Source organism: Pseudomonas sp. QL9 (assembly GCF_041409665.1).
Lineage (GTDB): Bacteria > Pseudomonadota > Gammaproteobacteria > Pseudomonadales > Pseudomonadaceae > Pseudomonas > Pseudomonas knackmussii.
On record NZ_CP166971.1, the window covers coordinates 5254536 to 5278644 of the forward strand.

General features: G+C 67.6%; 22 protein-coding genes. 12 read left to right on the forward strand and 10 right to left on the reverse strand.

What is annotated here, in order from left to right; genetic code table 11:
- Nucleotides 1–2: 2 nt before the first annotated feature.
- The 9 genes from ACA097_RS24555 to ACA097_RS24595 form a co-directional block, all read right to left on the reverse strand.
- Complete coding sequence (locus ACA097_RS24555) at nucleotides 3–1703, reverse strand: copper resistance system multicopper oxidase (protein WP_371366549.1); 1701 nt, start codon at nucleotides 1701–1703, stop codon at nucleotides 3–5.
- A 190-nt stretch (nucleotides 1704–1893) separates the two neighbouring features.
- Nucleotides 1894–2343, reverse strand: a complete 450-nt coding sequence (locus ACA097_RS24560; protein ID WP_371366551.1) for a DUF411 domain-containing protein — start codon at nucleotides 2341–2343, stop codon at nucleotides 1894–1896.
- A 15-nt stretch (nucleotides 2344–2358) separates the two neighbouring features.
- Nucleotides 2359–2628 carry a heavy-metal-associated domain-containing protein gene (locus ACA097_RS24565; RefSeq protein WP_371366553.1) on the reverse strand — a complete coding sequence of 90 codons (270 nt, stop codon included), beginning with the start codon at nucleotides 2626–2628 and terminating at the stop codon, nucleotides 2359–2361.
- A 97-nt stretch (nucleotides 2629–2725) separates the two neighbouring features.
- A complete protein-coding gene (locus ACA097_RS24570; protein WP_371366555.1) occupies nucleotides 2726–5080 on the reverse strand; it encodes a heavy metal translocating P-type ATPase in 2355 nt (784 codons plus the stop codon).
- A 3-nt stretch (nucleotides 5081–5083) separates the two neighbouring features.
- Nucleotides 5084–5332, reverse strand: coding sequence for a DUF2933 domain-containing protein (locus ACA097_RS24575; protein ID WP_160287509.1), 249 nt, complete (start codon nucleotides 5330–5332; stop codon nucleotides 5084–5086).
- Between the two features lie 79 nt (nucleotides 5333–5411).
- Nucleotides 5412–5864, reverse strand: coding sequence for a hypothetical protein (locus tag ACA097_RS24580; protein WP_371366557.1), 453 nt, complete (start codon nucleotides 5862–5864; stop codon nucleotides 5412–5414).
- Nucleotides 5865–5968: 104 nt separating this feature from the next.
- Nucleotides 5969–6361: a hypothetical protein gene (locus ACA097_RS24585; protein WP_371366559.1), complete on the reverse strand. Its 393-nt coding sequence runs from the start codon at nucleotides 6359–6361 to the stop codon at nucleotides 5969–5971.
- A 155-nt stretch (nucleotides 6362–6516) separates the two neighbouring features.
- Complete coding sequence (locus ACA097_RS24590; protein WP_371366561.1) at nucleotides 6517–7176, reverse strand: glutathione S-transferase family protein; 660 nt, start codon at nucleotides 7174–7176, stop codon at nucleotides 6517–6519.
- Between the two features lie 209 nt (nucleotides 7177–7385).
- Entirely contained in the window at nucleotides 7386–8708 is a 1323-nt protein-coding gene (locus ACA097_RS24595; protein WP_371366563.1) for a CapA family protein, read from the reverse strand.
- A 275-nt stretch (nucleotides 8709–8983) separates the two neighbouring features.
- On the opposite strand from ACA097_RS24595, the gene ACA097_RS24600 reads away from it, so the two are divergent.
- From ACA097_RS24600 to ACA097_RS24625, 6 genes are all read left to right on the forward strand, one after another.
- Complete coding sequence (locus tag ACA097_RS24600) at nucleotides 8984–10846, forward strand: DUF1302 domain-containing protein (protein WP_371366565.1); 1863 nt, start codon at nucleotides 8984–8986, stop codon at nucleotides 10844–10846.
- A gap of 19 nt (nucleotides 10847–10865) precedes the next feature.
- Nucleotides 10866–12224: a DUF1329 domain-containing protein gene (locus tag ACA097_RS24605; RefSeq protein ID WP_371366567.1), complete on the forward strand. Its 1359-nt coding sequence runs from the start codon at nucleotides 10866–10868 to the stop codon at nucleotides 12222–12224.
- Between the two features lie 304 nt (nucleotides 12225–12528).
- Nucleotides 12529–13437, forward strand: coding sequence for a LysR substrate-binding domain-containing protein (locus tag ACA097_RS24610; RefSeq protein WP_371366569.1), 909 nt, complete (start codon nucleotides 12529–12531; stop codon nucleotides 13435–13437).
- 98 nt (nucleotides 13438–13535) lie between these two features.
- The gene (locus ACA097_RS24615) at nucleotides 13536–14723 is read left to right on the forward strand and encodes a M20 aminoacylase family protein (protein WP_371366572.1); all 1188 of its coding nucleotides are present in this window, start codon (nucleotides 13536–13538) and stop codon (nucleotides 14721–14723) included.
- 21 nt (nucleotides 14724–14744) lie between these two features.
- A complete protein-coding gene (locus tag ACA097_RS24620) occupies nucleotides 14745–16016 on the forward strand; it encodes an MFS transporter (protein ID WP_371366574.1) in 1272 nt (423 codons plus the stop codon).
- 77 nt (nucleotides 16017–16093) lie between these two features.
- The gene (locus tag ACA097_RS24625; RefSeq protein ID WP_371366576.1) at nucleotides 16094–17182 is read left to right on the forward strand and encodes a M14 family metallopeptidase; all 1089 of its coding nucleotides are present in this window, start codon (nucleotides 16094–16096) and stop codon (nucleotides 17180–17182) included.
- Between the two features lie 16 nt (nucleotides 17183–17198).
- On the opposite strand, the gene ACA097_RS24630 is transcribed toward ACA097_RS24625, so the two are convergent.
- Entirely contained in the window at nucleotides 17199–17573 is a 375-nt protein-coding gene (locus tag ACA097_RS24630; protein WP_160287500.1) for an NUDIX hydrolase, read from the reverse strand.
- Between the two features lie 321 nt (nucleotides 17574–17894).
- On the opposite strand from ACA097_RS24630, the gene ACA097_RS24635 reads away from it, so the two are divergent.
- From ACA097_RS24635 to ACA097_RS24660, 6 genes are read left to right on the forward strand one after another with little or no spacing between them, the layout of a single operon-like run.
- Nucleotides 17895–19244 carry an outer membrane beta-barrel protein gene (locus ACA097_RS24635; protein ID WP_160287499.1) on the forward strand — a complete coding sequence of 450 codons (1350 nt, stop codon included), beginning with the start codon at nucleotides 17895–17897 and terminating at the stop codon, nucleotides 19242–19244.
- 17 nt (nucleotides 19245–19261) lie between these two features.
- Nucleotides 19262–20566, forward strand: a complete 1305-nt coding sequence (locus ACA097_RS24640; RefSeq protein WP_371366579.1) for an ABC transporter substrate-binding protein — start codon at nucleotides 19262–19264, stop codon at nucleotides 20564–20566.
- A gap of 4 nt (nucleotides 20567–20570) precedes the next feature.
- Nucleotides 20571–21302, forward strand: a complete 732-nt coding sequence (locus ACA097_RS24645) for an ABC transporter ATP-binding protein (RefSeq protein ID WP_043253156.1) — start codon at nucleotides 20571–20573, stop codon at nucleotides 21300–21302.
- The gene (locus tag ACA097_RS24650; protein ID WP_043253154.1) at nucleotides 21296–21988 is read left to right on the forward strand and encodes an ABC transporter ATP-binding protein; all 693 of its coding nucleotides are present in this window, start codon (nucleotides 21296–21298) and stop codon (nucleotides 21986–21988) included. The genes ACA097_RS24645 and ACA097_RS24650 overlap by 7 nt, the downstream gene beginning before the upstream one ends.
- Nucleotides 21989–21990: 2 nt before the next feature.
- Nucleotides 21991–22854, forward strand: a complete 864-nt coding sequence (locus ACA097_RS24655; RefSeq protein WP_371366581.1) for a branched-chain amino acid ABC transporter permease — start codon at nucleotides 21991–21993, stop codon at nucleotides 22852–22854.
- Nucleotides 22854–23879, forward strand: coding sequence for a branched-chain amino acid ABC transporter permease (locus tag ACA097_RS24660; RefSeq protein WP_371366583.1), 1026 nt, complete (start codon nucleotides 22854–22856; stop codon nucleotides 23877–23879). Before ACA097_RS24655 ends, ACA097_RS24660 begins: the two co-directional genes overlap by 1 nt.
- Nucleotides 23880–24109: the final 230 nt, after the last annotated feature.

Consider the following 24109-nt stretch of genomic DNA (forward strand, 5'->3'; position numbering starts at 1 on the left):
TCCTATTCCTGCACCCGCACTTCGCGGAACATGCCCAGTTCCATGTGGTACATCAGGTGGCAGTGGTAGGCCCAACGGCCGAGGGCGTCGGCCGTCACCCGATAGCTGCGCCGCGAACCGGGCGGCATGTCGATGGTGTGCTTGCGCACCAGGAAGTTGCCGTCCTCGTCCTCCAGGTCGCTCCACATGCCGTGCAGGTGGATGGGGTGGGTCATCATGGTGTCGTTCACCAGGGTGATGCGCACGCGTTCGCCGTAGGTCAGCAGCAGGGGCTTGGCGTCGGCGAAGGGGATGCCGTCGAACGACCAGGAGAACTTCTCCATGTGCCCCGTGAGGTGCAGCTCGATGGTGCGCGATGGCTCGCGGCCGTCGGGGTCCTCGAAGGTGCTGCGCAGGTCGGCGTAGGTCAGGACGCGGCGGCCGTTGTCGCGCAGGCCGAGACCCGGATCGCTCAGTTTCGGCGTGGGGCTCATGGTCTGCATGTCGACCAGCGGGTTGCCGTTCTCCGACGCCGGATGCGACTGCATGCCGCCGTGCCCCATGGCCGACATGTCCATCCCGGCCATGTCGCCGTGGTCCATGCCACCCATGCCCATGTCGTCCATGCCGATCTTCGGGCGCGGGTCGAGCGGCGGCACCGGTGCGGCCAGCCCGGCCTGCACGGCGAGGGTGCCGCGCGCGTAGCCTGTGCGGTCCATGGATTGGGCGAAGATCGTGTACGCCTGCTGCGTCTCGGGCTCGACGATCACGTCGTAGGTCTCCGCCACGGCGATGCGGAATTCGTCGACGCTGGCCGGGTTCACCGGCTGCCCGTCGGCAGCGACCACGGTCATCTTCAGGCCTGGAATGCGCACGTCGAAGTAGGTCATCGCCGAGGCGTTGATGAAGCGCAGGCGGACCTTCTCGCCGGGGCGGAACACGCCGGTCCAGTTCGCGTCCGGCGCATGGCCGTTGACCAGGTAGGTGTACGTGTAACCGCTGACGTCGGCCAGGTCCGTGGGGCTCATCTTCATCTCGGCCCACATCTTCCTGTCGGCGAGGGTCGCGGCCCAGCCGTTGGCGCCGACGTCATCGATGAAGTCGCCGACGGTGCGCTTGTGGAAGTTGTAGTAGCCGGAGTCTTTCTTCAGCTTGGCCAGGACCCGCGCGGGGTCCTCGTCGGACCAGTCGCTGAGCATGACGACGTAATCGCGGTCGCAGGTGAAGGGCTCGGGCTCCTTCGGCTCTATGACCAGCGCGCCGTAGACGCCGACCTGCTCCTGGGTGCCCGAATGGCTGTGATACCAGTAGGTACCGTGCTGGCGGACCTTGAAACGGTATTCGTAGACGCCGCCGGGGGCGATGCCGGCGAAGCTCAGGCCGGGGACGCCGTCCATGTCCGTCGGCAGCAGGATTCCGTGCCAGTGGATCGAGGTGTCCTCGGCCAGGCGGTTGCGCACGCGGATCGTCACGGTGTCGCCCTCGCGCCAGCGCAGGGTCGGGCCCGGCAACGAGCCGTTGATGGTGATCGCAGTGCGCGGCTTGCCGGTCAGGTTCACCGGCGTCTGGCCGATGAACAGGTCGAATTCATTGCCGCTGAGCACGCTCGCCTGGCCAGCGGCATCGGCCGCCCAGACTGGCGAGCGCCACAGCCCCAGGCCCCCGAGCAGGCCGGTCGCGGCCAGCCCTTTGACGAATGTGCGTCTCGACGTTCCGCCTTGCATGTCGTGGTGTCCCTCCCGCTTGATCGTGTTCGTGGCCGGGCCTTCGTCTGTGCGACGAAGGCCTCGGCGAATTGCCGACTACCCTAGAAGCCCGCGCCTGACGCCTGGCTGAAGTGTGGATTACATTCGTGTCAGCCAGCCCCGCGGACGCGATGGCCGGGGAGGGCGCATCGCTGTCCGAGGGCCGCGCTCACTGGGTGGACGACGCCGGATAGCTGGCCAGTACCTCGTCCGTGCCGTCCTGGGTCAGCCCGATGACCTGGTAGGCCTGCGCGGCCTGGCCCATTTCCATGCCGGGCGAGCCGGCCGGCATGCCCGGAACCGCGATGCCAAGGAGCTCCGGATGCTTCTCCAGTTCGCGGATCTGCGCCACCGGAACATGCCCCTCGACGAACTTCCCGCCGATCACGGCGGTGTGGCAGGACGACAGCCGTGGCGCCACGCCGAGGCGCTGCTTGAGCGCGCTCATGTTCGGCTCGACGTGGTCGTTCACGCTGAAGCCGTTGGCCTCGAGGTACTTGATCCAGCTCTTGCAGCAACCGCAGTTGGGATCGCGGTAGACGTCGATGGGGGTGGCAGCCTGGGCGAAGGACGCCATGAACAGGCCGGCGAGGGCGGTCAGACGAAGTGCCTTGCGCATGATGCTTCTCCTCGCTCAGTGGCAGCCGCAGGAACTGCCGCCGCAGCCACGCGCCTTGGTGCCTTCCGGGGCCTTGGCGGCGGCCGCGAGCGTGGCCGGGTAACCGGCTTCCTGCAGGGCGGCCAGCAGCGCCGCGACGTCGGCGTCACCGCTGACTTTTACGCGGCCCGCCGCAAGGTCCACCGAAACATCGGCAACCCCGGCAATCGGCGCCAGCGCGGCATTCACATGACGGACGCAGGAAGCGCAGGTCATTCCTTCAACTTGCAGATCGGTGCTTTTCATCGCGGTGACTCCTCAATGGAAAAACGCTTTGTGCCAGGGACGGCGACTCGATCCGTCCTGGCCTGAAACCATCCTCGACCTTGCCACCGTGGCAAGGTCAAGCCTGCCGAGCCTGGCCATCGAGCGAGGCGTTGCGCAGGCGCAGGGCGTTGAAGACGACCGATGCCGAACTCACGCTCATGGCCAGCGCCGCCACCATCGGCGACAGCAGGTGCCCGGTCAGCGGGTAGAACAGCCCGGCCGCCAGCGGAATGCCCATGGCGTTGTAGGCGAAGGCGAACGTCAGGTTCTGGTGCATGTTGCGCACGGTCGCCATGGACAGGCTGCGGGCGCGCAGAATGCCCAGCAGGTCACCCTTGACCAGGGTGACCTGGGCGCTGTTCATCGCCACGTCGGTGCCGGTGCCCATGGCGATGCCGACATCGGCGCGGGCCAGGGCGGGTGCGTCGTTGATGCCGTCGCCGGCCATCGCCACGAGGCGTCCGGCGCCCTGCAGGTCGGCCACCAGGCGCTCCTTGTCCTGCGGCCTGACCTCGCCGTGCACTTCCTCGATGCCCAGCTGGCGGGCTACGGCGCGGGCCGTCGTCGGCCCGTCGCCGGTGGCCATGATGACCCGCACGCCGGCCGCCTGCAGACGCTCCACGGCCTGCCGTGAGGTCGGCTTGATCGGATCGGCCACCGCCAGCAGGCCGGCCGCGCGGCCGTCCACCGCCAGGTACATGATGCTCGCGCCTTCGCTGCGGAGCTGCTCGGCGCGCGGCAGCAGCGCCTCGCAGGACACCCCGGCATCGGCGAGCAAGGCGGTGTTGCCCAGCAGCAGGCGATGCCCATCGACCCGGCCGCGCACGCCGATGCCCGAGGCGCTCTCGAATTCCTGCGCGGCACTCAATGCCAGCCCCTTCGCCCGAGCCTGCTCGACGATGGCGTGGGCCAGCGGATGCTCGCTGCCCTGGTCTAGGCTGGCGGCCAGCCGCAGCACCTCGTCGGCGTCGAAGCCGGCGGCCGCTTCGAGCCCCTGGAAGGCCGGGCGCCCCTCGGTGAGGGTGCCGGTCTTGTCGACGATCAGGGTGTCGATCCGGCGCAGGTTCTCGATCGCCGCCGCGTCGCGGAACAGCACGCCGCTGCCGGCGGCCTTGCCGCTGGCCACCATCACCGACATGGGCGTGGCCAGGCCCAGCGCGCAGGGGCAGGCGATGATCAGCACCGCCACCGCGTTGATCAGGCCGAACCCCCAACCCGGTTGCGGCCCCCAGAGGCCCCAGCCGAACAGGGTGAGGACCGCGATGGCGATGACCACCAGCACGAAGTAGCCGGCGATCACGTCGGCCAGGCGCTGCATCGGCGCCTTCGAACGTTGCGCCTGCACGACCATTTGCACGATCTGCGCAAGGACAGTCGCCGAGCCGACCTTCTGCGCCTGCATCACCAGGCTGCCGTGGGTGTTCAGGGTGGCGCCGATCAGCGTGTCTCCGGCGCGCTTGAGCACCGGGATGGGCTCGCCGGTCAGCATCGATTCGTCGACGGCACTCTCGCCCTGCACGACCAGGCCGTCCACCGGGACCTTCTCGCCGGGGCGGACGCGCAGCCGGTCGCCGGGGTGGACATGGCTCAGCGGGATGTCCTCTTCGCTGTCGTCGGCGTTGATCCGCCGCGCCGTCCGCGGCGCCAGGCCGAGCAGGGACTTGATGGCAGCCGATGTCTGCGAGCGCGCCTTGAGTTCGAGCATCTGGCCCAGCAGGGTGAGCGAGATGATGACGGCGGCGGCCTCGAAGTAGACGCCGATGCGGCCTTCCATCATGAAGGTCATCGGGAAGGCCGACGGCGCCAGGGTGGCCGCGACGCTATAGAGGTAGGCGGCGGATGTGCCGAGGCCGATCAGCGTCCACATGTTCGGGCTGCGCTGGATCACCGAGCGCACCGCGCGCACGTAGAACGGCCATCCCGCCCAGAGGACGACGGGGCTGGCGATCAGCAGTTCGATCCAGTTCTGCGTGGCGCCGTGGAACAGGGACAGGGCATGGCCGCCCATGGCCAGCAGGGTGACGACGACGGTCAGCGGCAGGGTCCACCAGAACCGCCGGGAGAAGTCCTTCAGCTCGGGATTCTCTTCCTGCTCCAGCTCCGGCAGCACCGGCTCCAGGGTCATGCCGCACTTGGGGCAGTTGCCGGGCCCAGGCTGGCGCACCTCGGGGTGCATCGGGCAGGTGTACCAGGTGACGCCCGCTTCGGGCGGCGGGTTGGGCGTCGCCTCGTGCGCGCCGGCGCCATAGCGTTCTGGCGCCGCCTTGAACTTCGCCAGGCATTTTTCGCTGCAGAAGCGGTAGTCCTCGCCGGCGTACTCCAGCCGGTGCGGGCTGTCCGCCGCGACCGTCATCCCGCAGACCGGGTCTTTCGCTTCGGCCGCCAGGGGCTTGCCGTGGGGCGTCGGGTGCGCATGCGGGTGTCCGTGCATGAATCAGCCTCTTTCATCGTCCTTGGGAGTAGTGCCTGTCCCGCCATGATGACCATGGCCACCGTGGTGATGACCGAACAGGTGCATGAGCGGGCACAGCAGCAGGATCGCGTAGGGCAGCAACAGGGATATGTGGCCGTAGTGTTCGCGGGCCAGGTAGAACAACGCGATGACCAGCAGCATGCCCATGGCGATGCCTGGCTTGCTGCGCCAGAAGGAAGGTTGCCGATTGTCGGGGGGCGAAGTGTTCATGGTCATTCTCCAGGGGGCGAAAGTGGAGTGCCCCGGCACGGCCTGATGGCGCTCGCGCCCACCAGGCCGCGCCGAACGATCACTGCGCGGGCTTCTCGGCCGGCTGCTGCATCGGCATGTCCTTCATCGGCATGTCCTGCATGCCCGATCCCTGGCCCATCATCCCTGCCTGCTGATCCATCATCTGCATCATCATCCCCATCATCTTCGAGTCCATCATCCGCATGTGCGGGCCCATGCCCTTGCCGGCGCAGCCGTTCTGCATCATGCCGAGGCCTTCCTTCATCGCCAGCATTCCTTCGCGCATGGCGGCCTGGCGTTCCTCCGGGGTCTTGGCGGCGGCGATCTTGTCGTGGATCGCCTGCATCTTCTTCATGTGCTCGGCGATGGCCGCTTCCTGCGACGGTGCCGGGGCGGCCTTGCTCTCGGCCTTCGCCGTAGGCTGGTCGGGGGTCTTTTCGCCGGTAGCGGAGGCAATCAACGGGCTGCCGATCAGCAAGGCGGCGACAAGTGCTTTCAGGGTCATTTGCATGGTGAACTCCAGGTGTTGTGACGAATGAGGCGAAACGTGGCCGCGCCATGCAGGGCAGGCGTGGCGAGGCAGTGCGTCCGGAGGCCGGGCGCACGGAAGGCGGGTCAATCGTTGAAGCGGACGAAGCTCAGGCGTGCCGGCGGGCGTGGCGGTCCGGGCAGGTGGATGGCGCGGGCGGCGAAGCGTGGCCGGCCGGCGGCGGGGAGAAGGAGGACGGGGAGGGTGATCAGCAGAGCCCAGAGGACCTGGTCGAAGGAAAGCTGAGCGGGCGACAGCTTCAGCGCCGACGCGCCGTCCTCGCAGAACTGCAGGCAACCGCTGGCATGCAGCTGGTGCGAGCGATCATGCGCGCTGGCCGATGCCTCGGGATGGGCGACCAGAGGATCGTGCGCCGGGTAGGACAGGCAGCCATGGCTGGCCGCAACCGCGAACGCCAGCACCCACAGCATCAGGGCCATGCGGAGCAATGCGCGTTGATGGTTCCGGAACCAGGACATCGGTCAATTCCGCCCAATGAGTAGCAAGACACTAGCGCCGGCAGCCGGGCGCCATTTGATCCACGTCAAGCAAAGTTGCTCTTCGCCAAAGGTGCAAATCCATCGGGTTGCACCTTTGCGTCATTCGCGCCGGCATATCCTGCCGCGGGCCGGGTTCAATCGCGGTCGGGTGCGCCGAGCGGGAACAGCGGGCGATAGGGGCGAGCCTCATCGACCGCGCGGGCGAACGACGGGCGTTTTAGCAGTCGGGCGCGGTAGGCGCGCAGGGTGTGGTAGCCGTCGTCGATCGGGTGCGTCCAGTCGGCGTAGAACAGCGCCGGCGCCGCCGCGCAATCGGCCAGGCTGAAGTCATCGCTTGCCGCCCAGGCGCGCCCGGCGAGTTCGTCTTCGAGCCAGGCGTAGGCGAGGCTCAGCTTTTCCACGGCGTTCTCCATGGCCTCCCGGCGCTTGGTTTCATCGCCGCTCATCGCGCCGCCGACGGCATGCTGCACCGGGCTCATCACATGCAGGTCGAAGAAGCGATCAAGGAAGCGGACCTGCAGCGCTGCTTGGGGATCGTCCGGCAGCAAGCGCACCGCGCCGCCATGCATGAGCTGCAGGTACTCGATGATGATGCTGCTCTCGGCGAGGCTGCGCGTGCCGTCGAGCAGCACCGGGAACTTGCGCAACGGCCACAGGTTCAGCCAGTCGGCGGTGTGCTGTGGCCAGTCGGGCCCGACGCAACGGAATTCGAACGGGATGGCGTTCTCGTAGAGCGCGATCAGGACCTTCTGCGTGTATGAGGAAAACGGATGACCGTAGAGCGCGAGCGACATGGCGGCGGCACCTGGCAGGAGAGGAAGTCCAATCCACTCTAGCCACTGGCTGGCGCGTTTGTGGTTTGCTGACGGAAGGGTCGTTGGCCGGCCACGGCGCGCGGGTAGCGGCGGGCCGGCGCAACGCGGGTGCCGGAAAGGCGAGGGGAGAAGCGCCGCGCCTCGGATAGGGGCGTGGGCTGTTGGCGGTCCGAGTCCGGACCACCGGCTCAGAGCGCGATGCGGGCGATGTCGCCGTCCAACTGCAGCTCGGTGCCGTAGGGCGCGCTGAGCTTGGCGAAGCGTTGCAGGATCTGCTGCGCGTGCTCGCCCTGGGCCAGGCGCGGGCGGCCGCGGCGGTGGATGGACTCACCAAGGCCGAGGCTCACCGGGTGCAGCTCGATGCTCGCCAGGCGCTTGCCGTCGAACTGGCAGACCGGCACCAGCGACTCCCAGAAACGCGCGTCCGAGGGGAAGCTGCGGGTGTCGTTCTGGGTACGTTGCTGGAAGACCTTCGACGGGGTCTGGTTGCGGTCGACGCGGAACTGCTCGTAGCTGTCGATCGGCAGGCGCTCGACCAGCTCATTCTGGCCGATGAAGTTGCCCAGGCTGTAGAAGATCGGCTTGCCGTTGTACATCTCCATGCCGCGCAGCAGGTGCGGGCCGTGGCAGACGACGATGTCGACGCCGGCCTCGATCATCCGCCGCGCCACCGGCTGGAGGAATTCCGCCGGGGCTTCCAGGTCCCAGTCGCCCTCGGCGTTGAAGCCCAGTTCGTGGGCGTGGATGCTCAGTACCACGACGTCGGACATCACCCGTGCTTCCTCGACCCAGCGCAGGATGTCGTCGACGTCCTTCTTGCGTGGCGCGGTGCGCACGCGGGTCTGCTGGCCCTCGCGGAACAGCAGCGGGGTGAAGGGGCCGAACACCGCCAGCGACGGATGCGGCAGCGGGTGGGCGAAGCCCAGGTCGACGGCGCCCTGGTACAGGCGGTCGAGGCCGAGGCTGGCGATCAGCTCGCGGACCTGGGCCATCTGCGTCGGGTTCACCTCGTGCACGGTGTCATAGCGCAGCGGGTTGAGGCCGGGGCGGCCGGGCATGTCGCGGGTCTGGTCGCTGGCTTCCTGGCCTTTGCCGAATGTGGCGCTGCAGGCGAGCAGGGCGACGGTGCCTTCGGGGCGGGTGCAGTACACCGGGCGCCGCGCTTCTTCCAGGTTGCGTCCGGTGCCGGCGTAGAGCAGCTCGCGCTTGTCCAGCTCGCGGTGCATGGCGTGCAGGCCGGAGATGCTGTAGTCCAGCGCGTGGTTGTTGGCGGTGGAGAACAGGTCGAAGCCGCCTTGCACCAGCTCATCGAGGACCCACGAGGGTGCGCCGAAGTGCGAGCCGCCGCTTTCCAGGGCCGGGTCGCCCTCGAAGTCGTTGGGCAGCACTTCCAGGTTGGTGAAGCTGACGTCCGCCGCGCGGATCAGGTCGAACAACGGACGCAGGGTCGCGTCCTCGCGGCTGTTCAGGCGGCGTTGCAGGATGCTGTCGCCGGTCAGTGCGATCTTCATGGGGGCTCCATCGGCCGGGTGGGATGGCGCCGCACTATAGGCAACAACCACGGCTGCCTCCGCTGAATCCTGCTTATCGCGATAGCCGCCGGTTATCGAGCCCGGCGCGCTTGGCATTTGGCTATAGGCATAAGTTTTTTTCAGAAGTCAGCCGTGTGACCCGGCTCTTACCATGCGACCGCCCCCCAGGATCGCCGCGCTATTTCGTGGCGCCGGGCCGGGCGGCGGGCCCGGTGGGTCCGCCTCTTACCAGCAGGTTCCAGGCGGAGAACGACATGAGAAGAACAAGAGCCGGCGGCGGAGCAATGCGCCCTTCGACTTTGGCAATGGCAGTGGGGATGGCGATGGGCGGCGTACCGGCCGTGCACGCAGCGACCTTCAACATCGGCGAGATCGAAGGGCGTTTCGACTCGACCCTGTCGGTCGGCGCCAGCTGGGCGATGGACAACCCGGACAAGAAATTCATCGGTTCGCGCAACGGCGGCAGCGCCTCCAGCGCCACCTCCGACGACAATCGCCTGAACTTCAAGAAGGGCGAGCCCTTCTCCAAGCTGTTCAAGGGCGTGCATGACCTGGAGCTGAAGTACGGCGACAGCGGCGTGTTCCTGCGTGGCAAGTACTGGTACGACTTCGAGCTGAAGGACGGCCACCAGCACCTCTACGACATCGACGACAACGGCCGCGACCAGGCCGCGCGCTCCTCCGGCGCGCAACTGCTGGACGCCTTCGCCTACCACAACTACAGCATCGCCGAACTGCCGGGCACCGTGCGCCTGGGCAAGCAGGTGGTGAGCTGGGGCGAGAGCACCTTCATCCAGAACGGCATCAACAGCATCAACCCGGTGGACGTCTCGGCCCTGCGCCGTCCCGGCTCCGAGGTGAAGGAGGCGCTGATCCCGGTGCCGATGTTCTACTTCAACCAGGGCGTCACCGAAGACCTGTCGATGGAGGCCTTCTACCAGCTGAAGTGGGAGAAGACCGTCCTCGACAACTGCGGCACCTTCTTCGGCAGCGATATCGCCGCCCAGGGCTGCGACACCGGCATGGCGATCAACGGCAGCGACTTCGACCGTAACGTCGACGGCACCGGGGTGAAGGGCGGCTACGGCTACGTACCGCGCCTGGGCGACGACGACGCCCGCGACGGTGGCCAGTACGGCGTGGCCCTGCACTGGATGGCCGAGTCGTTGAACGAGACCGAGTTCGGCCTCTACGCGATGAACTACCACAGCCGCACGCCCTACAGTAACTGGCTGGTCGGCAAGGGCGCGTTCAGCGACCCGGTCGGCGGCATCATCGGCCAGGGCGGCAAGAGCACCGCGCGCTACTACCTGACCTACCCGGAAGACATCCGCCTCTACGGCCTGAGCTTCGCCACCACGGTCGGCACCACCGCGGTGTCCGGCGAGATCAGCTACCGGCCGAACATGCCGCTGGGCATCAACGGCACCGACGTTTCCGCCGCCGCGACCCTCGGCTCGGCCTCCACCAGCTCGCTGGTCAACGCCGGCCTGCCGATCTTCGCCAGCGGCTGGGCCGACTCGGCCTACGGCTCGCTGATCCAGGGCTACAAGCGCATGCCGGTGACCCAGGCGCAGGTGACCCTGACCAACACCTTCGACAACCTGCCGGTGGTGCGCGCCGATCGCCTGACCCTGGTCGGCGAAGTGGGCTTCACCCACATCAGCGACCTTGGCTCCACCGACGGCAGCGACCTGCGCTTCGGCCGCAGCAGCGTCTACGGCAACGGCGAACTGGCCGCGGCCGGCACCTCCTCGCTGCTTGGCCTGTCGGGCAACGCGCTGTGCCAGAAGGTGGTCAACACCGCCAACCCGGGCGAGTGCAACGACGACGGTTTCTACACCGCCAACTCCTGGGGTTATCGCCTGCGCGGCCAGCTGGAATACAACGACATGCTCGGCGGCATCACCCTCAAGCCGAACCTGTCGTTCGCCCAGGACGTGCAGGGTTACGGCCCGACCTTCAGCGAAGGCGAGAAGGCGGTGAGCATCGGCCTGGATGGCGAATACCTCAGCCGCTACAACGCCAGCCTCTCGTACACCAACTACTTCGGTGGCGATTACAACACCAACACCGACCGCGATTTCCTCGCCGTAAGCGTGGGCGTCAGCTTCTGACGCCCCTGGAGACTCCACGATGAAGCACAAGCTCCTGATCCAGGCCGGCTGCCTAAGCCTCGGCCTGCTCGCTGGCCAGGTCATGGCCGCCGTATCCGCCGAGCAGGCCGCGCGCCTGGGCGCCGACCTGACCCCGGTGGGCGCCGAGAAGGCCGGCAACGCCGACGGCAGCATCCCGGCCTGGACCGGCGGCCTGACCGCCAGCGCCGGCGCGGCCGACGCGGGCGGCTTCCTGCCCGATCCGTACGCCAGCGAGAAGCCGCTGTTCACCATCACCGCGCAGAACGCCGAGCAGTACAAGGCCAGGCTCACCCCCGGCCAGCTGGCGATGTTCAAGCGCTTCCCGGATACCTACCGCATCCCGGTCTACCCCAGCCACCGCAGCGTGAGCCTGCCGCCGGACGTCCTCGCGGCGGCCAAGCAGAACGCCACCCAGACCAGCCTCGCCGAAGGCGGCAACGGCCTGGAGCACTTCAAGCTGTCGATCCCGTTCCCGATCCCGCAGAACGGCCTGGAAGCGATCTGGAACCACGTCACCCGCTACCGCGGCAAGACGATGGAGCGCACCACCGCGCAGATGAACCCGCAGACCAACGGCGACTACACCATCAGCTACATGAAGGAAGACTTCGCCTTCCCGTTCGGCCTGAGCGACTACGACCCGGCGAAGATGGACAACATCCTCTACTACTTCCGCCAGGAAATTCTCTCGCCGCCGCGCCGCGCGGGTAGCGTGATGCTGGTGCTGGAGACCATCAACCAGGTCAAGGAACCGCGCATGGCCTGGATGTACAACGCCGGCCAGCGCCGCGTGCGCCGCGCCCCGCAAGTGGGCTACGACAGCCCCGGCGCGGAAGGCATGCGCACCTACGACGACTTCGACATGTTCAACGGCGCGCCGGACCGCTACGACTGGAAGCTGGTGGGCAAGCAGGAGCTGTACATCCCCTACAACAGCTTCAAGCTCGACTCGCCGAGCGCCAAGTACGCCGACATCGTCAAGCCGGGCCACCTGAACCCCGACTACACCCGCTACGAGCTGCACCGCGTGTGGCATGTGGTGGCGACCCTGAAGGAAGGCCAGCGGCACGTCTACAGCAAGCGTGACCTGTACATAGACGAAGACAGCTGGCAGATCGCCGAAGCCGATGCCTACGACGGCCATGGCAGCCTCTGGCGCGTCGCCGAAGGCCATGCGCGGCCTTTCTACGACCAGCAGTTCACCTGGCTGACCGCGGAAACCCACTACGACGTGATTTCCGGCCGCTACACGGTGTCGGGCCTGCGCAACGAGGAGAAGCACAGCTACAGCTTCGACCAGCGCACCTCGAGCAACGACTTCACCCCGAGCGCCCTGCGCGCGACCGGTATTCGCTGACAACAACGAGCAACTCCACCGAAGCTCTATTTGGGCGGCCGGAAGGCCGCCCGTTTTTTTCGGTGGGGGCGTAGCTGCGGATTTCATCGGCGAAGACCGGGGGGCAATGGTCCCGTAGGAGCGGATATCATCCGCGAAACGCACCGCGCCATGCCTATCTTGTAGGAGCGGGCCACGCCCGCGATTCGCGGCCATGGGCCGCTCCTACAGGGGGGCGATACCGACCGGTCACCCGCCCGGCTGTCCCAGGGCCCCATTTTTGCTTTACCTTGCGCCCCCTCACTCGAACATGCGCACTCCGATCATGAAGCTGCATCAACTCCGCGCCATCGTCGCCATCTGCGAAAGCGGCAGCATCCAGGAAGCCTCGCGCCTGCTGCATATCTCCCAGCCCGCCCTGTCCAAGAGCATCAAGGAGCTCGAGGCCGAGCTCGGCGTGCCGCTGCTGGTGCGCTCCAACCGTGGCATCACCGCCACCGAGTACGGTGACCGCCTGGTGCGCCGCGCGCGCCTGGTGGTGGAGGAGGTGCGCCGCGCGCGCGACGAGATCGAGGCGCTCAAGGGCGCGATGGATGGCCGCGTGGCCATCGGCGTGTCGCCGGTGACGCCCAGCCAGCAGTTCGCCGCCTGCCTGCTGCGCTACCGCAAGCGCTACTCGAAGGTGCAGCTGCAGATCAACGAGCTGCGTCCGGCCAAGCTGCTGGAAGGCCTGCGCGAGGGCCAGCTGGACCTGGTGCTGACCTCGCAACCCGCCTCGCGCAACATCGACGGTTTCCAGTGGCAGGAGCTGTATGCCCAGCCGACCACCCTGGCAGTGCGCAAGGGCCATCCGCTGCGCGCGGTGCGTTCGCTGCGCGAGCTGCTCGACCAGGAGTGGCTGATCCCCGATTCCCTTGAAGTCTCCCTGGCCGGCGAGATGTTCCGCGAACAGGGCGTGGAGCCGCCGCAACGCATCGTCGAATGTGCCTCGGTGGTGCTCTACGCGGAGCTCGCGGCCCATACCGATGCGGTGAGCTTCTGGTCGCGGCGGGTGTTCGACCTGCCGATCGTCTCCAGCACCCTGGATGCGCTGAACATCGCCGAGCGCGTGCCGGGTACCGACATTTCCCTGGTCTCGCGGCCGGCGGAACTGATGACCCGCGAGGCGCAGATGCTGGTCGACGAACTGGTCTACGCCTTCAAGGGACCGCACCTGCAGAAGCCCGGCGCCTGACGATAACCAGCCTGGATAAGCATGTGCGAAGGTCATTATCCAGCCGCTCCGGGGCTAAGGCATGCTGCGCGCCGTCATCACAAGAACAAGGACGCGGCATGAGCCAGGCACTCTTCGCACCCATTGCGCGAATCGTCGAACTGCAGGATGAGTTCACCCGCATTCGTCGGCAGATCCACCAACATCCCGAGCTCGGTTTCGAGGAGCACCGCACCAGCGCGCTGGTCGCCGGCCTGCTGCGCGAGTGGGGCTACGAGGTGCACGAAGGCGTCGGCGGCACCGGCGTCGTCGGCGTGTTGCGCCTGGGCAACGGCGCGCGCAGCCTGGGCATCCGCGCCGACATGGACGCGCTGCCGATCCAGGAAGCCAGCGGCGTGCCGCACTGCAGCCAGCACGCCGGCAAGATGCACGCCTGCGGTCACGACGGTCACACCGCCATCCTGCTCTGCGCGGCACGCTACCTGGCCGAGACGAAAGCCTTCGACGGCACCCTCAACCTGATCTTCCAGCCGGCCGAAGAACAACTCGGCGGCGCCGTGGCGATGATGGACGACGGCCTCTTCGAGCGCTTCCCGTGCGATGCCGTGTACGCCCTGCACAACGCGCCGGGGCTGCCGGTGGGCTGCTTCCTGACCCGCGAAGGGCCGCTGTCGGCTTCCAGCGACCGGGTCAGCATCCGCCTGCTCGGCGTCGGTGGCCACGGTGCAATGCCACACACCGCGAAGGACCCGGTGGTGGCCGCCGCCGAACTGGTGCTGGCGCTGCAGACCATCGTTTCGCGCAACGTACCTTCCACCGAAACCGCAGTGGTCACTGTCGGTTCGATCCACGCGGGCGACGCGCCCAACGTGATTCCCGACCAGGCCGTGCTGCAACTGAGCGTGCGTGCCACCATCCCGGAAGTGCGTGAGCTGCTGAAGAAGCGTATCGCCGAAGTGGCCCACGGCGTTGCCGCGGTGCACGGGATCGAGGTGGACTATCGCTACGAGGAACTGATGCCTGTGCTGGTCAACACGCCGGAAGAAACCCGCCTGCTGCGCGAGGTGGCGAGCGAACTGGTGGGGCCGCAGCGCTTGCTGTCCAACCCGCCGGCGGGCTTCCTCGGCAGCGAGGACTTCGCCTGGATGCTGCAGCGCCGGCCGGGCTGCTACATCGCCCTGGGCAACGGCCAGAGCGGGCCGAGCGGCTGCATGGTGCACAACCCCGGCTATGACTTCAACGACGCGGCCATTCCGTTCGGTGCCAGCCTCTGGGCACGCCTGGCCGAAAAATACCTGGTCGCCTGAGGCGGGAAGGAGATTCGATACATGGGCAATTCCCGTCGCACCCTGGTGCTGGTCCTGCTGATGCTGGTGATGGTCATCAGCGTGATGGACAAGACCATCTTCGCCTTCGCCGGTCCGAAGATCATCGACGAGCTGAAACTCAGCCCCAGTGAGTTCGGCTTCATCGGCAGCGCCTTCTTCTTCCTCTATTCGATCTCCGGGGTGCTGGTGGGCTTTCTCGCCAACCGCTTCCCGACCCGCTGGATCCTCGCCGGCATGTCGCTGGTGTGGATGGCCTCGCAACTGCTGGTGGCGCTCTCCAGCGGCTTCCTCGGGCTGGTCGCCGGGCGCCTGCTGCTGGGCGCCGGCACCGGGCCGGGCACGGCGGTGACCCAGCACGCCTGCTTCAAGTGGTTCGGCCCGCGCGAACGTGTGCTGCCGTCGTCGATGATCCAGGTCTCGATCATGCTCGGCGCGGTCCTCGGCGCGGTCAGCTTGCCGCTGGCGATCCAGCACCTGGGCTGGCGAGCAGCCTATGTCGCGTTGGCCGGTATCGGGCTGGCCTGGCTGCTGGTCTGGCTGCTGTTCGGCCGTGAAGGCAATCAGACCGAACAGGCCGGGCAGGGCACCACAAGCGAGCGCCAGCCCTACCGACGCCTGCTGCTCAACCGCACCTTCCTCTGGGTGACCCTGGTCGGCTTCGTCGGCTACCTGCCCAATGCCCTGGTCTACAGCTGGGTGCCGGTTTACCTGCAGAAAGGGCAGGGCATGACGCCCATGCAGTCGGGCTACCTGGTGATGGGCGTGACCCTCGGGGTGATGGCCTTCAACCTGGCGATCTCGGCGCTTTCGCAGCGTGCGCTCCAGCGCGGAGCGTCGGTGCAGCGCGCCCTGGTGGCACCGCCGATGGTCTGCGCGGCGCTGGCGGGCCTTGCGTTCTGCGGACTGCTGCTGTTCCACGGCGACCTGCCGCTGGTGCTGGGCCTGTACTGCGTGGGCGCGGTGCTGATCAACGCGCTGCCGACCTTCTGCAACACCATCGTTGCGCACATCGCACCGACGGCGCAGCGCGGCTCCATGCTGGCGATCCACATCGGCGGCATGACCAGCGCCGGGATGCTCGCCCCCTGGCTGGTGGGCCGTCTGGTCGAGGCCTGCGGCGGCGACATCGCCCGCGGCTTCGAGACCGGCCTTGCGCTGTTCGGCCTGGGTGCGCTGGTCTGCGGGCTGCTCGGCCTGCGCATCGTCGACCCGGAGCGTACCCGCCGGGCGCAGCAGCCCGACGCCGCGCTGGGTGCTGCCGTCAGCAGCTGACCGCGCACTTCCTCCTTTTCCCATCGCCCCGGTGCTGCCGGGGCTCTCCTGAAAACTGCCTGATCATCGGAGCGGTGATGCTTCCTTCTGCGTGTTTTTCCCAGAGCTACGCCGAGGCGCGTGGCAAATTCCTGGCCGCCTGCCTGGACGCCGGCCTGACGGTGCAGTCGCACCGCCATCCACTGGCGGGCCGCGAAGGTGAACTTCTGTCCCTGGACGTGGCGCGCATGGGCCCGGCCGACGCCGAGCGCCTGCTGATCATCAGCAGCGGCTGCCATGGCGTCGAAGGTTTCTGCGGTTCGGCGGTGCAGATCGCGCTGCTCAGCGACCCGGAGTGGCTGCGTGAGTGCGAGAAGGCCAATTGCGCGGTGCTCTACCTGCATGCGGCGAACCCCTACGGCTTCTCCTGGTGGCGACGCTGGACCCACGAGAACGTCGACCTGAACCGCAACTTCATCGACTTCTCCAAGCCGCGCCAGCGCAACGAGAACTACGCCAAGCTCGACCCCATCCTGCTGCCGCGCCAGTGGCCGCCGGGCCTGTTGAGCCGCGCGCGACTCATCGGCTTCCTCCTCAAGCACGGGCGCAAGAGCGTACACAGCGCCGTCGCCGGTGGCCAGAACAGCCACCCGCAAGGGCTGTTCTTCATCGGCCAGGAAGCCACCTGGAGCAACCAGACGGTGCGCGAGGTGCTGCGCGAGCATGGCCGCCAGTGCCGGCGCCTGGGCTGGATCGACCTGCACACCGGGCTTGGCCCCAAGGGCCACGGCGAGCGCATCTTCGTCGGCGCCAACGATCCGCAGGCGCTGGAGCGCACGCGCCGTTGGTGGGGCAGGGAAGTGACCAGTTCCTACGACGGCGACTCGATCTCGGTGCCGCTGCAGGGCCAGATGATTCGAGCCGCCAGCGAGGAGTGCCCGCAGGCCGAGCTGACCGCCATCACCCTGGAATACGGCACCCTGCCAGGCACCAAGGTGCTGAGTGCGCTTTGCGCCGAACAGTGGCTGAGCAACACGAAGGAAGCGTCGCCGCAGAAGGCACAACGCATCCGCCGTCGGCTGCGCGACGCCTTCTACGTCGATGAGGATGGCTGGAAACGCCGCGTCCTGGAACAGGCCGCGGAAGCCTCGCGGCAGGGCCTGGCCGGGCTCTGCGCACCGGCCTGAAGCACGGCGCCCCGGCTCATTCGGGGCGCTGGCAGTCCTTGAGCAGGCGGCGGATGGACTTGTTCACGCTGCGCTGCTCAAGTTCTTCGAGGGAGAACCAGCGGCAGTCGGCGATCTCGTTGAGCGGTTGCGGTCGCTGCGGTTCCAGCAAAGCCGTTTCGAAGACGTAGTGCAGTGTCTGGTACAGCTCTAGAGGCGCGAGATACGCCAGGCCGTCGACCTGCAAGCCGGTCTCCTCGGCCAGTTCGCGCAGCGCCGCCTGCTGAGGCGCCTCGTCGGCCTCGATGCGCCCGCCAGGAAGATTCCATTTGCGCCGCGCCTTGCGCACGAAAAGGATCTTGTCGTCCTGCCGGCAAATTACAGTTGCCCGTTCCTTCGTCACGCTTCCCATGGGCACCCCCCGAATACGACCTGGCCCTACTCTTCTTGATAGCAGACAACCGTTGTCATGAAGTTGTCACATTTATCAAGCAAGAACGGCGCCAGCCGCCCGGCGCGCCTGTTCGCCGTCTTACGGCACCCGGGGGCCTGGGCTGACACGGAAGGTCGGCCCGGCGCCGCGTCGCACTGTTCTGATTTTGCGAACACTGCAGTCATTGAATGCCTAATTGTTGAGCAGTCGGCCGGCTTGTAGCTTCCCCTCACCGGACAACGTCGGGCTCCCGCCCGGCACGGTCTCCGGCATAGGCCCGATAAAAATAAGGAAGCTGCCATGCCCGCCTTCAAGCCTTCGCTTGCCAGGCGCCTGCTCGTCCCCGTGGCGATGGGCGCAACGCTTTGCTCCTCCCTGGCCCTCGCCGACGGCGAGGACCCCAATGGTTCCCTGTTCCGCCATTTGTTCGGCGACAGCCTCGAACGCGACTACGGCATCAAGGTGCACGGGTGGGCGCAAGCCGGCTGGATCTACAACAACAACGGCAGCGACGACGTCAGCAAACAGGCGTTCTTCAACGACGACGAGGGCTTCAACCTCAACCAGCTGGCGGTCGCGGTGGAGAAGGCGCCCAAGAGCAACGTGATCGGCCGCGTCGGTCCCTTCCCCGGACCCATGCCGCAGGAAGCGGACTGGGGCTTCAACGTCACCGCGCTCTACGGCAAGGACGCGCGCTACTTCAAGACCTACGGCTGGGACGAGGACCTGGGCGTGAACCGCTCGGCAGGTCCCGAGGACGAGAATTTCACCATCGCCCAGGCGTACATGGACCTCTACTTCCCGGTGCTCGGCGGTTCCGACCTGATGGTCGGGATCTTCCATACGCCGCTGGAGAACGAGATCGGCTTCGCCCTCGGTAGCCCGGCGCCGGCGGACTTCTATACGCACACCTATTCGTTCATGCACGGCCCGGCCAAGCACGCCGGCGCGCTCTATTCATTCAAGCTGCCGCAGCAGGAAGGCGGCAGCATGCTCGGCTTCGAGCTGGGCCTGGTGCAGGGCTGGAACAACCTGCAGGACCCCAACCACGATCCGGACGTGATCGCCAACATGCGCTGGCGCTCGGCGGACTTCCGCACCTGGGTCGACTGGGAAAACATCTATGGCAACGGTGCCGGCGACAGCTTTGCCGACTGCGCGTGTGGCTCGCCGATTCCCGCCGGCGACAAGCACCAGGACCTGACCCGCTACGACTCCTTCCTCACCGTCAGCCACGTGCTGGACGAACGCAACCGCGTGGCCGTCGAGTTCAACTACGGCTACCAGGAGGACGCCGCCTTCGCGACCTTCGCCAACGAGCGCGACGGCCGCTGGTATGGCACCGACCTCAACTGGTACCACCAACTGGCGCCGAAACTGATGTGGAACAGCCGCGCCGAGTGGTTCCACACCACCGCGCCGGTGCATGTGCTGATGGCCAACATCGACCCGGACACCGGCATCCCCGACCCGAGCTGGGGCAACTTCTACGGCTTCACCACCAACCTGGCCTGGACCCCGGTTTCCAACGTCCGCCTGCGCCCCGAGCTGCGCTATGACATCCACAACGGCAGTGGCCGCGATGCCTTCGGCGACGGCCGCAAGGACAGCCAGCTGATCGGCTCCTTCGACGTCACCTTCTTCTTCTGAGCCCCGCGAGGTCTCCCATGAACGACAAGAAACTGCCCGGTGGCTTCAGCCGCCGCGACTTCCTGCGCGCCAGCGGCGTGGTCGCCGGCGGGGCAATGCTGGCCGGCCTGCCGGGTGTACCGGCGCTGGCCGGCGAAAAGGTCATCCGCATCGGCTACGTCAGCCCGCAGACCGGCCCGCTGGCCCCCTTCGCCGCCGCCGACCGGTTCATCCTCGATGGCGTGGCGCAGCTGCTGAAGAACCGCATCGACATCGCCGGCAAGGCCTATTGCCTGGAGGTGCTGGTCCGCGACAGCCAGTCCAACCCGAACCGCGCAGCCGAGGTGGCGAGCGAACTGATCCTCTCCGACGGCGTGGATCTGATGCTGGTGTCCTCCACCCCGGAAACCACCAACCCGGTGTCCGACCAGTGCGAGATCAACGAGGTGCCGTGCATCTCCACCGTGGCCCCCTGGCAGCCCTGGTTCTTCACCCGCGGCGGCAAGCCCGACCAGGGCTTCGAGTGGACCTACCACTTCTTCTGGGGTCTGGAGGACGTGATCGGCGCCTACACCGCGATGTGGGAAGGACTGCCCGGCGACAAGGTGGTCGGCGGCCTGTTCCCCAACGACGGCGACGGCAACGCCTGGGGCGACAGCCAGCTGGGCTTCCCACCGGTGCTGGCGCAGAAGGGTTTCCAGCTGGTCGATCCGGGGCGCTTCCAGAGCCTGACCGACGACTTCTCCGCGCAGATCGCCGCATTCCGCAAGGGCGAGGCGGAGATCGTCACCGGCGTGGTCATCCCGCCGGACCTAGCCACCTTCTGGACCCAGGCGCGCCAGCAGGGTTTCCGGCCCAAGGTGGTGTCGGTGGGCAAGGCGTTGCTGTTCCCCTCGGCGGTGCAGGCGCTCGGCCCGGCCGGGCAAAACCTGTCGACGGAAATCTGGTGGAGCCCGCAGCACCCGTTCAGTTCGTCCCTCGACGGGCGCACCTCGGCGCAACTGGCCACGGCCTACACCCAGGCCACCGGCAAGCAGTGGACCCAGCCGCTGGGGTTCGTCCACGCGCTGTTCGAACTGGCCGTGGATATCCTCCGCCGCACCGCCCAGGTGGGCGATCCGCACGCCGTGCGCGAGGCGCTGCTGGCAACCGAACTGAACACCGTGGTCGGTCCGGTCAGCTGGAAGCACGGCCCGGTGAAGAACGTCGCCAAGACCCCGCTGGTGGCCGGGCAATGGCGCCAGGGCGGGGCCTTCGGCTACGACCTGGTGATCACCGCCAACCGCACGGCACCGAACATCCCGCTGGGCGGCGAGATGCAGCCCATCACTTATGGAGGCTGAAGCCATGCAGCCATTGCTGGCCGTCGACGGCCTTCGCAAGCGCTACGGCTCGGTCACCGTGACCGATGACCTGAGCCTGCAGCTCGCACCGGGCGAGGCGCTTGGCGTCATCGGCCCGAACGGGGCGGGCAAGAGCACCCTGTTCAACCTGATCGCCGGCGGCGTGCGCGCCGACGCCGGGCGCATCCACTTCGCCGGAGTCGAGGTGACCGGCGAGCCGGTGCACCGGCGCTGCCGGCTGGGCATCGGCCGCTCGCACCAGATCCCGCATCCGTTCGTGAAGATGACGGTGTTCGAGAACCTGCTGGTGGGTGCGGCCTTCGGTGGCGGCAAGGACGAGCGCGGCGCAAACGAGTGGTGCGCGCAGGTGCTTGAGATGACCGGCCTGATGCGCAAGGCCAACGTGCTGGCCGGCTCGCTGACGCTGCTCGAACGCAAGCGGCTGGAAATGGCCCGTGCCCTGGCCACGCGCCCAAGCCTGCTGCTGCTCGACGAGATCGCTGGCGGACTGACCGAGGCCGAATGCCATGAGCTGGTGGAAACCATCCAGGGCATCCACCGCGGCGGCACCGCGATCATCTGGATCGAGCACATCGTCCACGCATTGCTGGCGGTGGTCGGCCGCCTGCTGGTGATCAACTTCGGCAGCAAGCTGGACGAAGGCGAACCGCAGGCGGTGATGGCCAACCCCAGGGTGCAGGAAATCTACCTGGGCATGGGAGGTGCGGCATGCTGACCGTGAACGGGCTGCGCGCCGGCTATGGCGACTTCCAGGCGCTGTTCGACCTCGACCTGGAACTGGAGGAGGGCGAGACCCTGGCGATCATCGGCGCCAACGGCGCCGGCAAGTCGACCTTCCTGCGCTCGCTGGCGGGGCTGATCCGCAACGAGCCCGAAGCCATCCGTTTTCGCGGCGAAGCCATAGGCGCGCTGCCGGCGAACCAGGTGCTGCGCCGTGGCATCGCGCTGGTGCCGGAGGGCCGGCGGCTGTTCCCCTCGCTGTCGGTGGAGGAGAACCTGCAGATCGGCGCCTGGGGCAAACGCCGCGGCGCCTGGGACCTGCAGCGCATCTACCGGCTGTTCCCGGTGCTCGGCGAGTTGCGCCGGCGGCCCGGCACGGCGCTGTCCGGCGGGCAGCAGCAGATGGTCGCCATCGGCCGCGGGCTGATGTCCAACCCGGCGCTGCTGCTGTGCGACGAGATCAGCCTGGGGCTGGCGCCTACGGTCATCAAGGACATCTACGCGGCACTGCCGACGATCAAGGAAGGCGGCACCTCGCTGATCCTCGTCGAGCAGGACATCAACCAGGCGCTTGGCGTCGCCGACCGCTTCTACTGCTTCCAGGAGGGACGCGTGTCCCTCAGTGGCCGCCCGCACCAGGCGAGCCGCGAGCAGATCCGCGCGGCCTACTTCGGAATCTAGATATGGACTGGCTCAATACCCTCATCCAGGGCGTCCTGCTGGGCGGCCTGTACGCCATGTTCGCGGTCGGCCTGTCGCTGATGTTCGGCATCATGCGCCTGGTCAATATCGCCCACGGCGACTTCATCGTGCTGGCCGCCTACCTGGCGCTGGTGCTGTGCAACGGTCTCGGCCTGTCGCCGCTGGCCAGCCTGGTGCTGGTGGTGCCGGCGATGTTCGGCCTGGGCTACCTGCTGCAGCGCCTGCTGCTCAACCGCACCCTCGGCGGCGACATCCTGCCGCCGCTGCTGGTCACCTTCGGCCTCTCGGTGATCGTGCAGAACGCGCTGCTCGCCGGCTTCAGCGCCGACAGCCACAAGCTGTCCCAGGGCGCGCTGGAAGTCGCCAGCGTCAGCGTCGGCGAAATCAGCGTCGGAGTCATGCCCCTGCTGGTGTTCGGTTGCGCGCTGCTGGTGATCGGCGGCCTGCAGCTGCTGTTCTACCGCACCGCACTCGGCCGCGCCCTGCGCGCCACCTCGGACGATCCGCAGACCGCGCGCCTGATGGGCATCGATAACAGCCAGCTGTTCGGCCTGGCCATGGGCCTGGCGATGGCGGTGGTGTCCATCGCCGGGGTGTTCCTCGCCATCCGCACCAGCTTCGACCCGGCGATAGGGCCGGGGCGCCTGCTGTACGGCTTCGAGGCGGTGATCATCGGCGGCCTCGGCAGCCTCTGGGGCACCCTGGCCGGTGGCGTGATCCTTGGCGTGGCGCAGGCGGTGGGCGCGCGCATCGATCCCGGCTGGCAGATCCTCGCCGGCCACCTGATGTTCCTGCTGATCCTGCTGGTCCGCCCGCGCGGCCTGTTCCCCCGGAGTGTCGACTGATGAATGCCATGAATCCCGTCTGGCGAGTGCAACGCGCCACCCGCAGCAGCCGCGTCGGCCTGGGCCTGCTCGGCGGCCTGCTGTGCCTGCTGCTGTCGCTGCCGGCCTGGGCGTCCCCGGCGCTGCAGCACGCGGTGATCGAGTTCGCCTACTACCTGGCGCTGGCGCAACTGTGGAACCTGCTGGCCGGCTACGGCGGCATGGTTTCGGTGGGCCAGCAGGCCTTCGTCGGCCTCGGCGGCTACCTGCTGTTCCTGCTCGCCGGCAAGCTGGGCCTGCCGCCGCTGTTCGCCCTGCTGGCGGCGGGGCTGCTTACCGCCGCGCTGGCGGTCCCCTCGGCGCTGCTGCTGTTCCGTTTGCGCGGCGCCTATTTCGCCATTGGCACCTGGGTCCTGGCCGAAGTCTTCCGCCTCGGCCTGGCGCAGGTCGGCAGCCTGGGCGGCGGCTCCGGGCAGAGCCTGCCGGCGACGGTGATCCGCAGCCTGGGTGCCAGCCGCGACGCTCGCGAGGCGCTGCTGTACTTCAGCGCCCTGGGCATCGCCGTGGCGCTGATGGCGGCCATGTTCCTCCTGCTGCGTTCGCGGCAGGGCCTGGCGCTGACCGCGATCCGCGACTCCGAGGCGGCCTCCGGCAGCCTGGGCGTGAACACCCGGCGCACGCGCCTGCTGGTCTACGTGCTGGCCGCCGGCGGCACCGGGCTGGTCGGCGCGCTGATCTTCCTGCAGAAACTGCGCATCTCCCCGGACGCCGCCTTCAGCGTGCAGGACTGGACCGCCGCGGTGATCTTCATCGTCATCATCGGCGGCATCGGCAGCCTGGAAGGGCCGCTGATCGGCACCCTGGTGTACTTCGCCCTGCGCGCCTGCTTCGCCGACTACGGGCCGCTGTACATGATCATTCTCGGCAGCGTCGCGGTGCTGATGATGCTCAAGGCCCCGCAGGGCATCTGGGGGCTGCTCGCCGAACGCCATGGCTGGCAACTGCTGCCGATGCGCCGGACGCTCAGCGAACATCGGCGGTTGTAGGAGCGGGCTTGCTCGTGATCGCGGGCAAGGTCCGCTTGTACAGCCAACTACCGTGCCTCACTTTCACGTCTTCCCCGCGAACGCGGGGACCCGATGTTCTGTTTGGGTGGGGCGCGCCGCATCGGTGTCTTCGGATGTTTTTTGTTTCGCCCCCTCGGGCGACCTACTTTGTCAAACGACACAAAGTAGGCAAAAGTCTTGCCCCGACATACGGGCCCGATGGAGCCGGG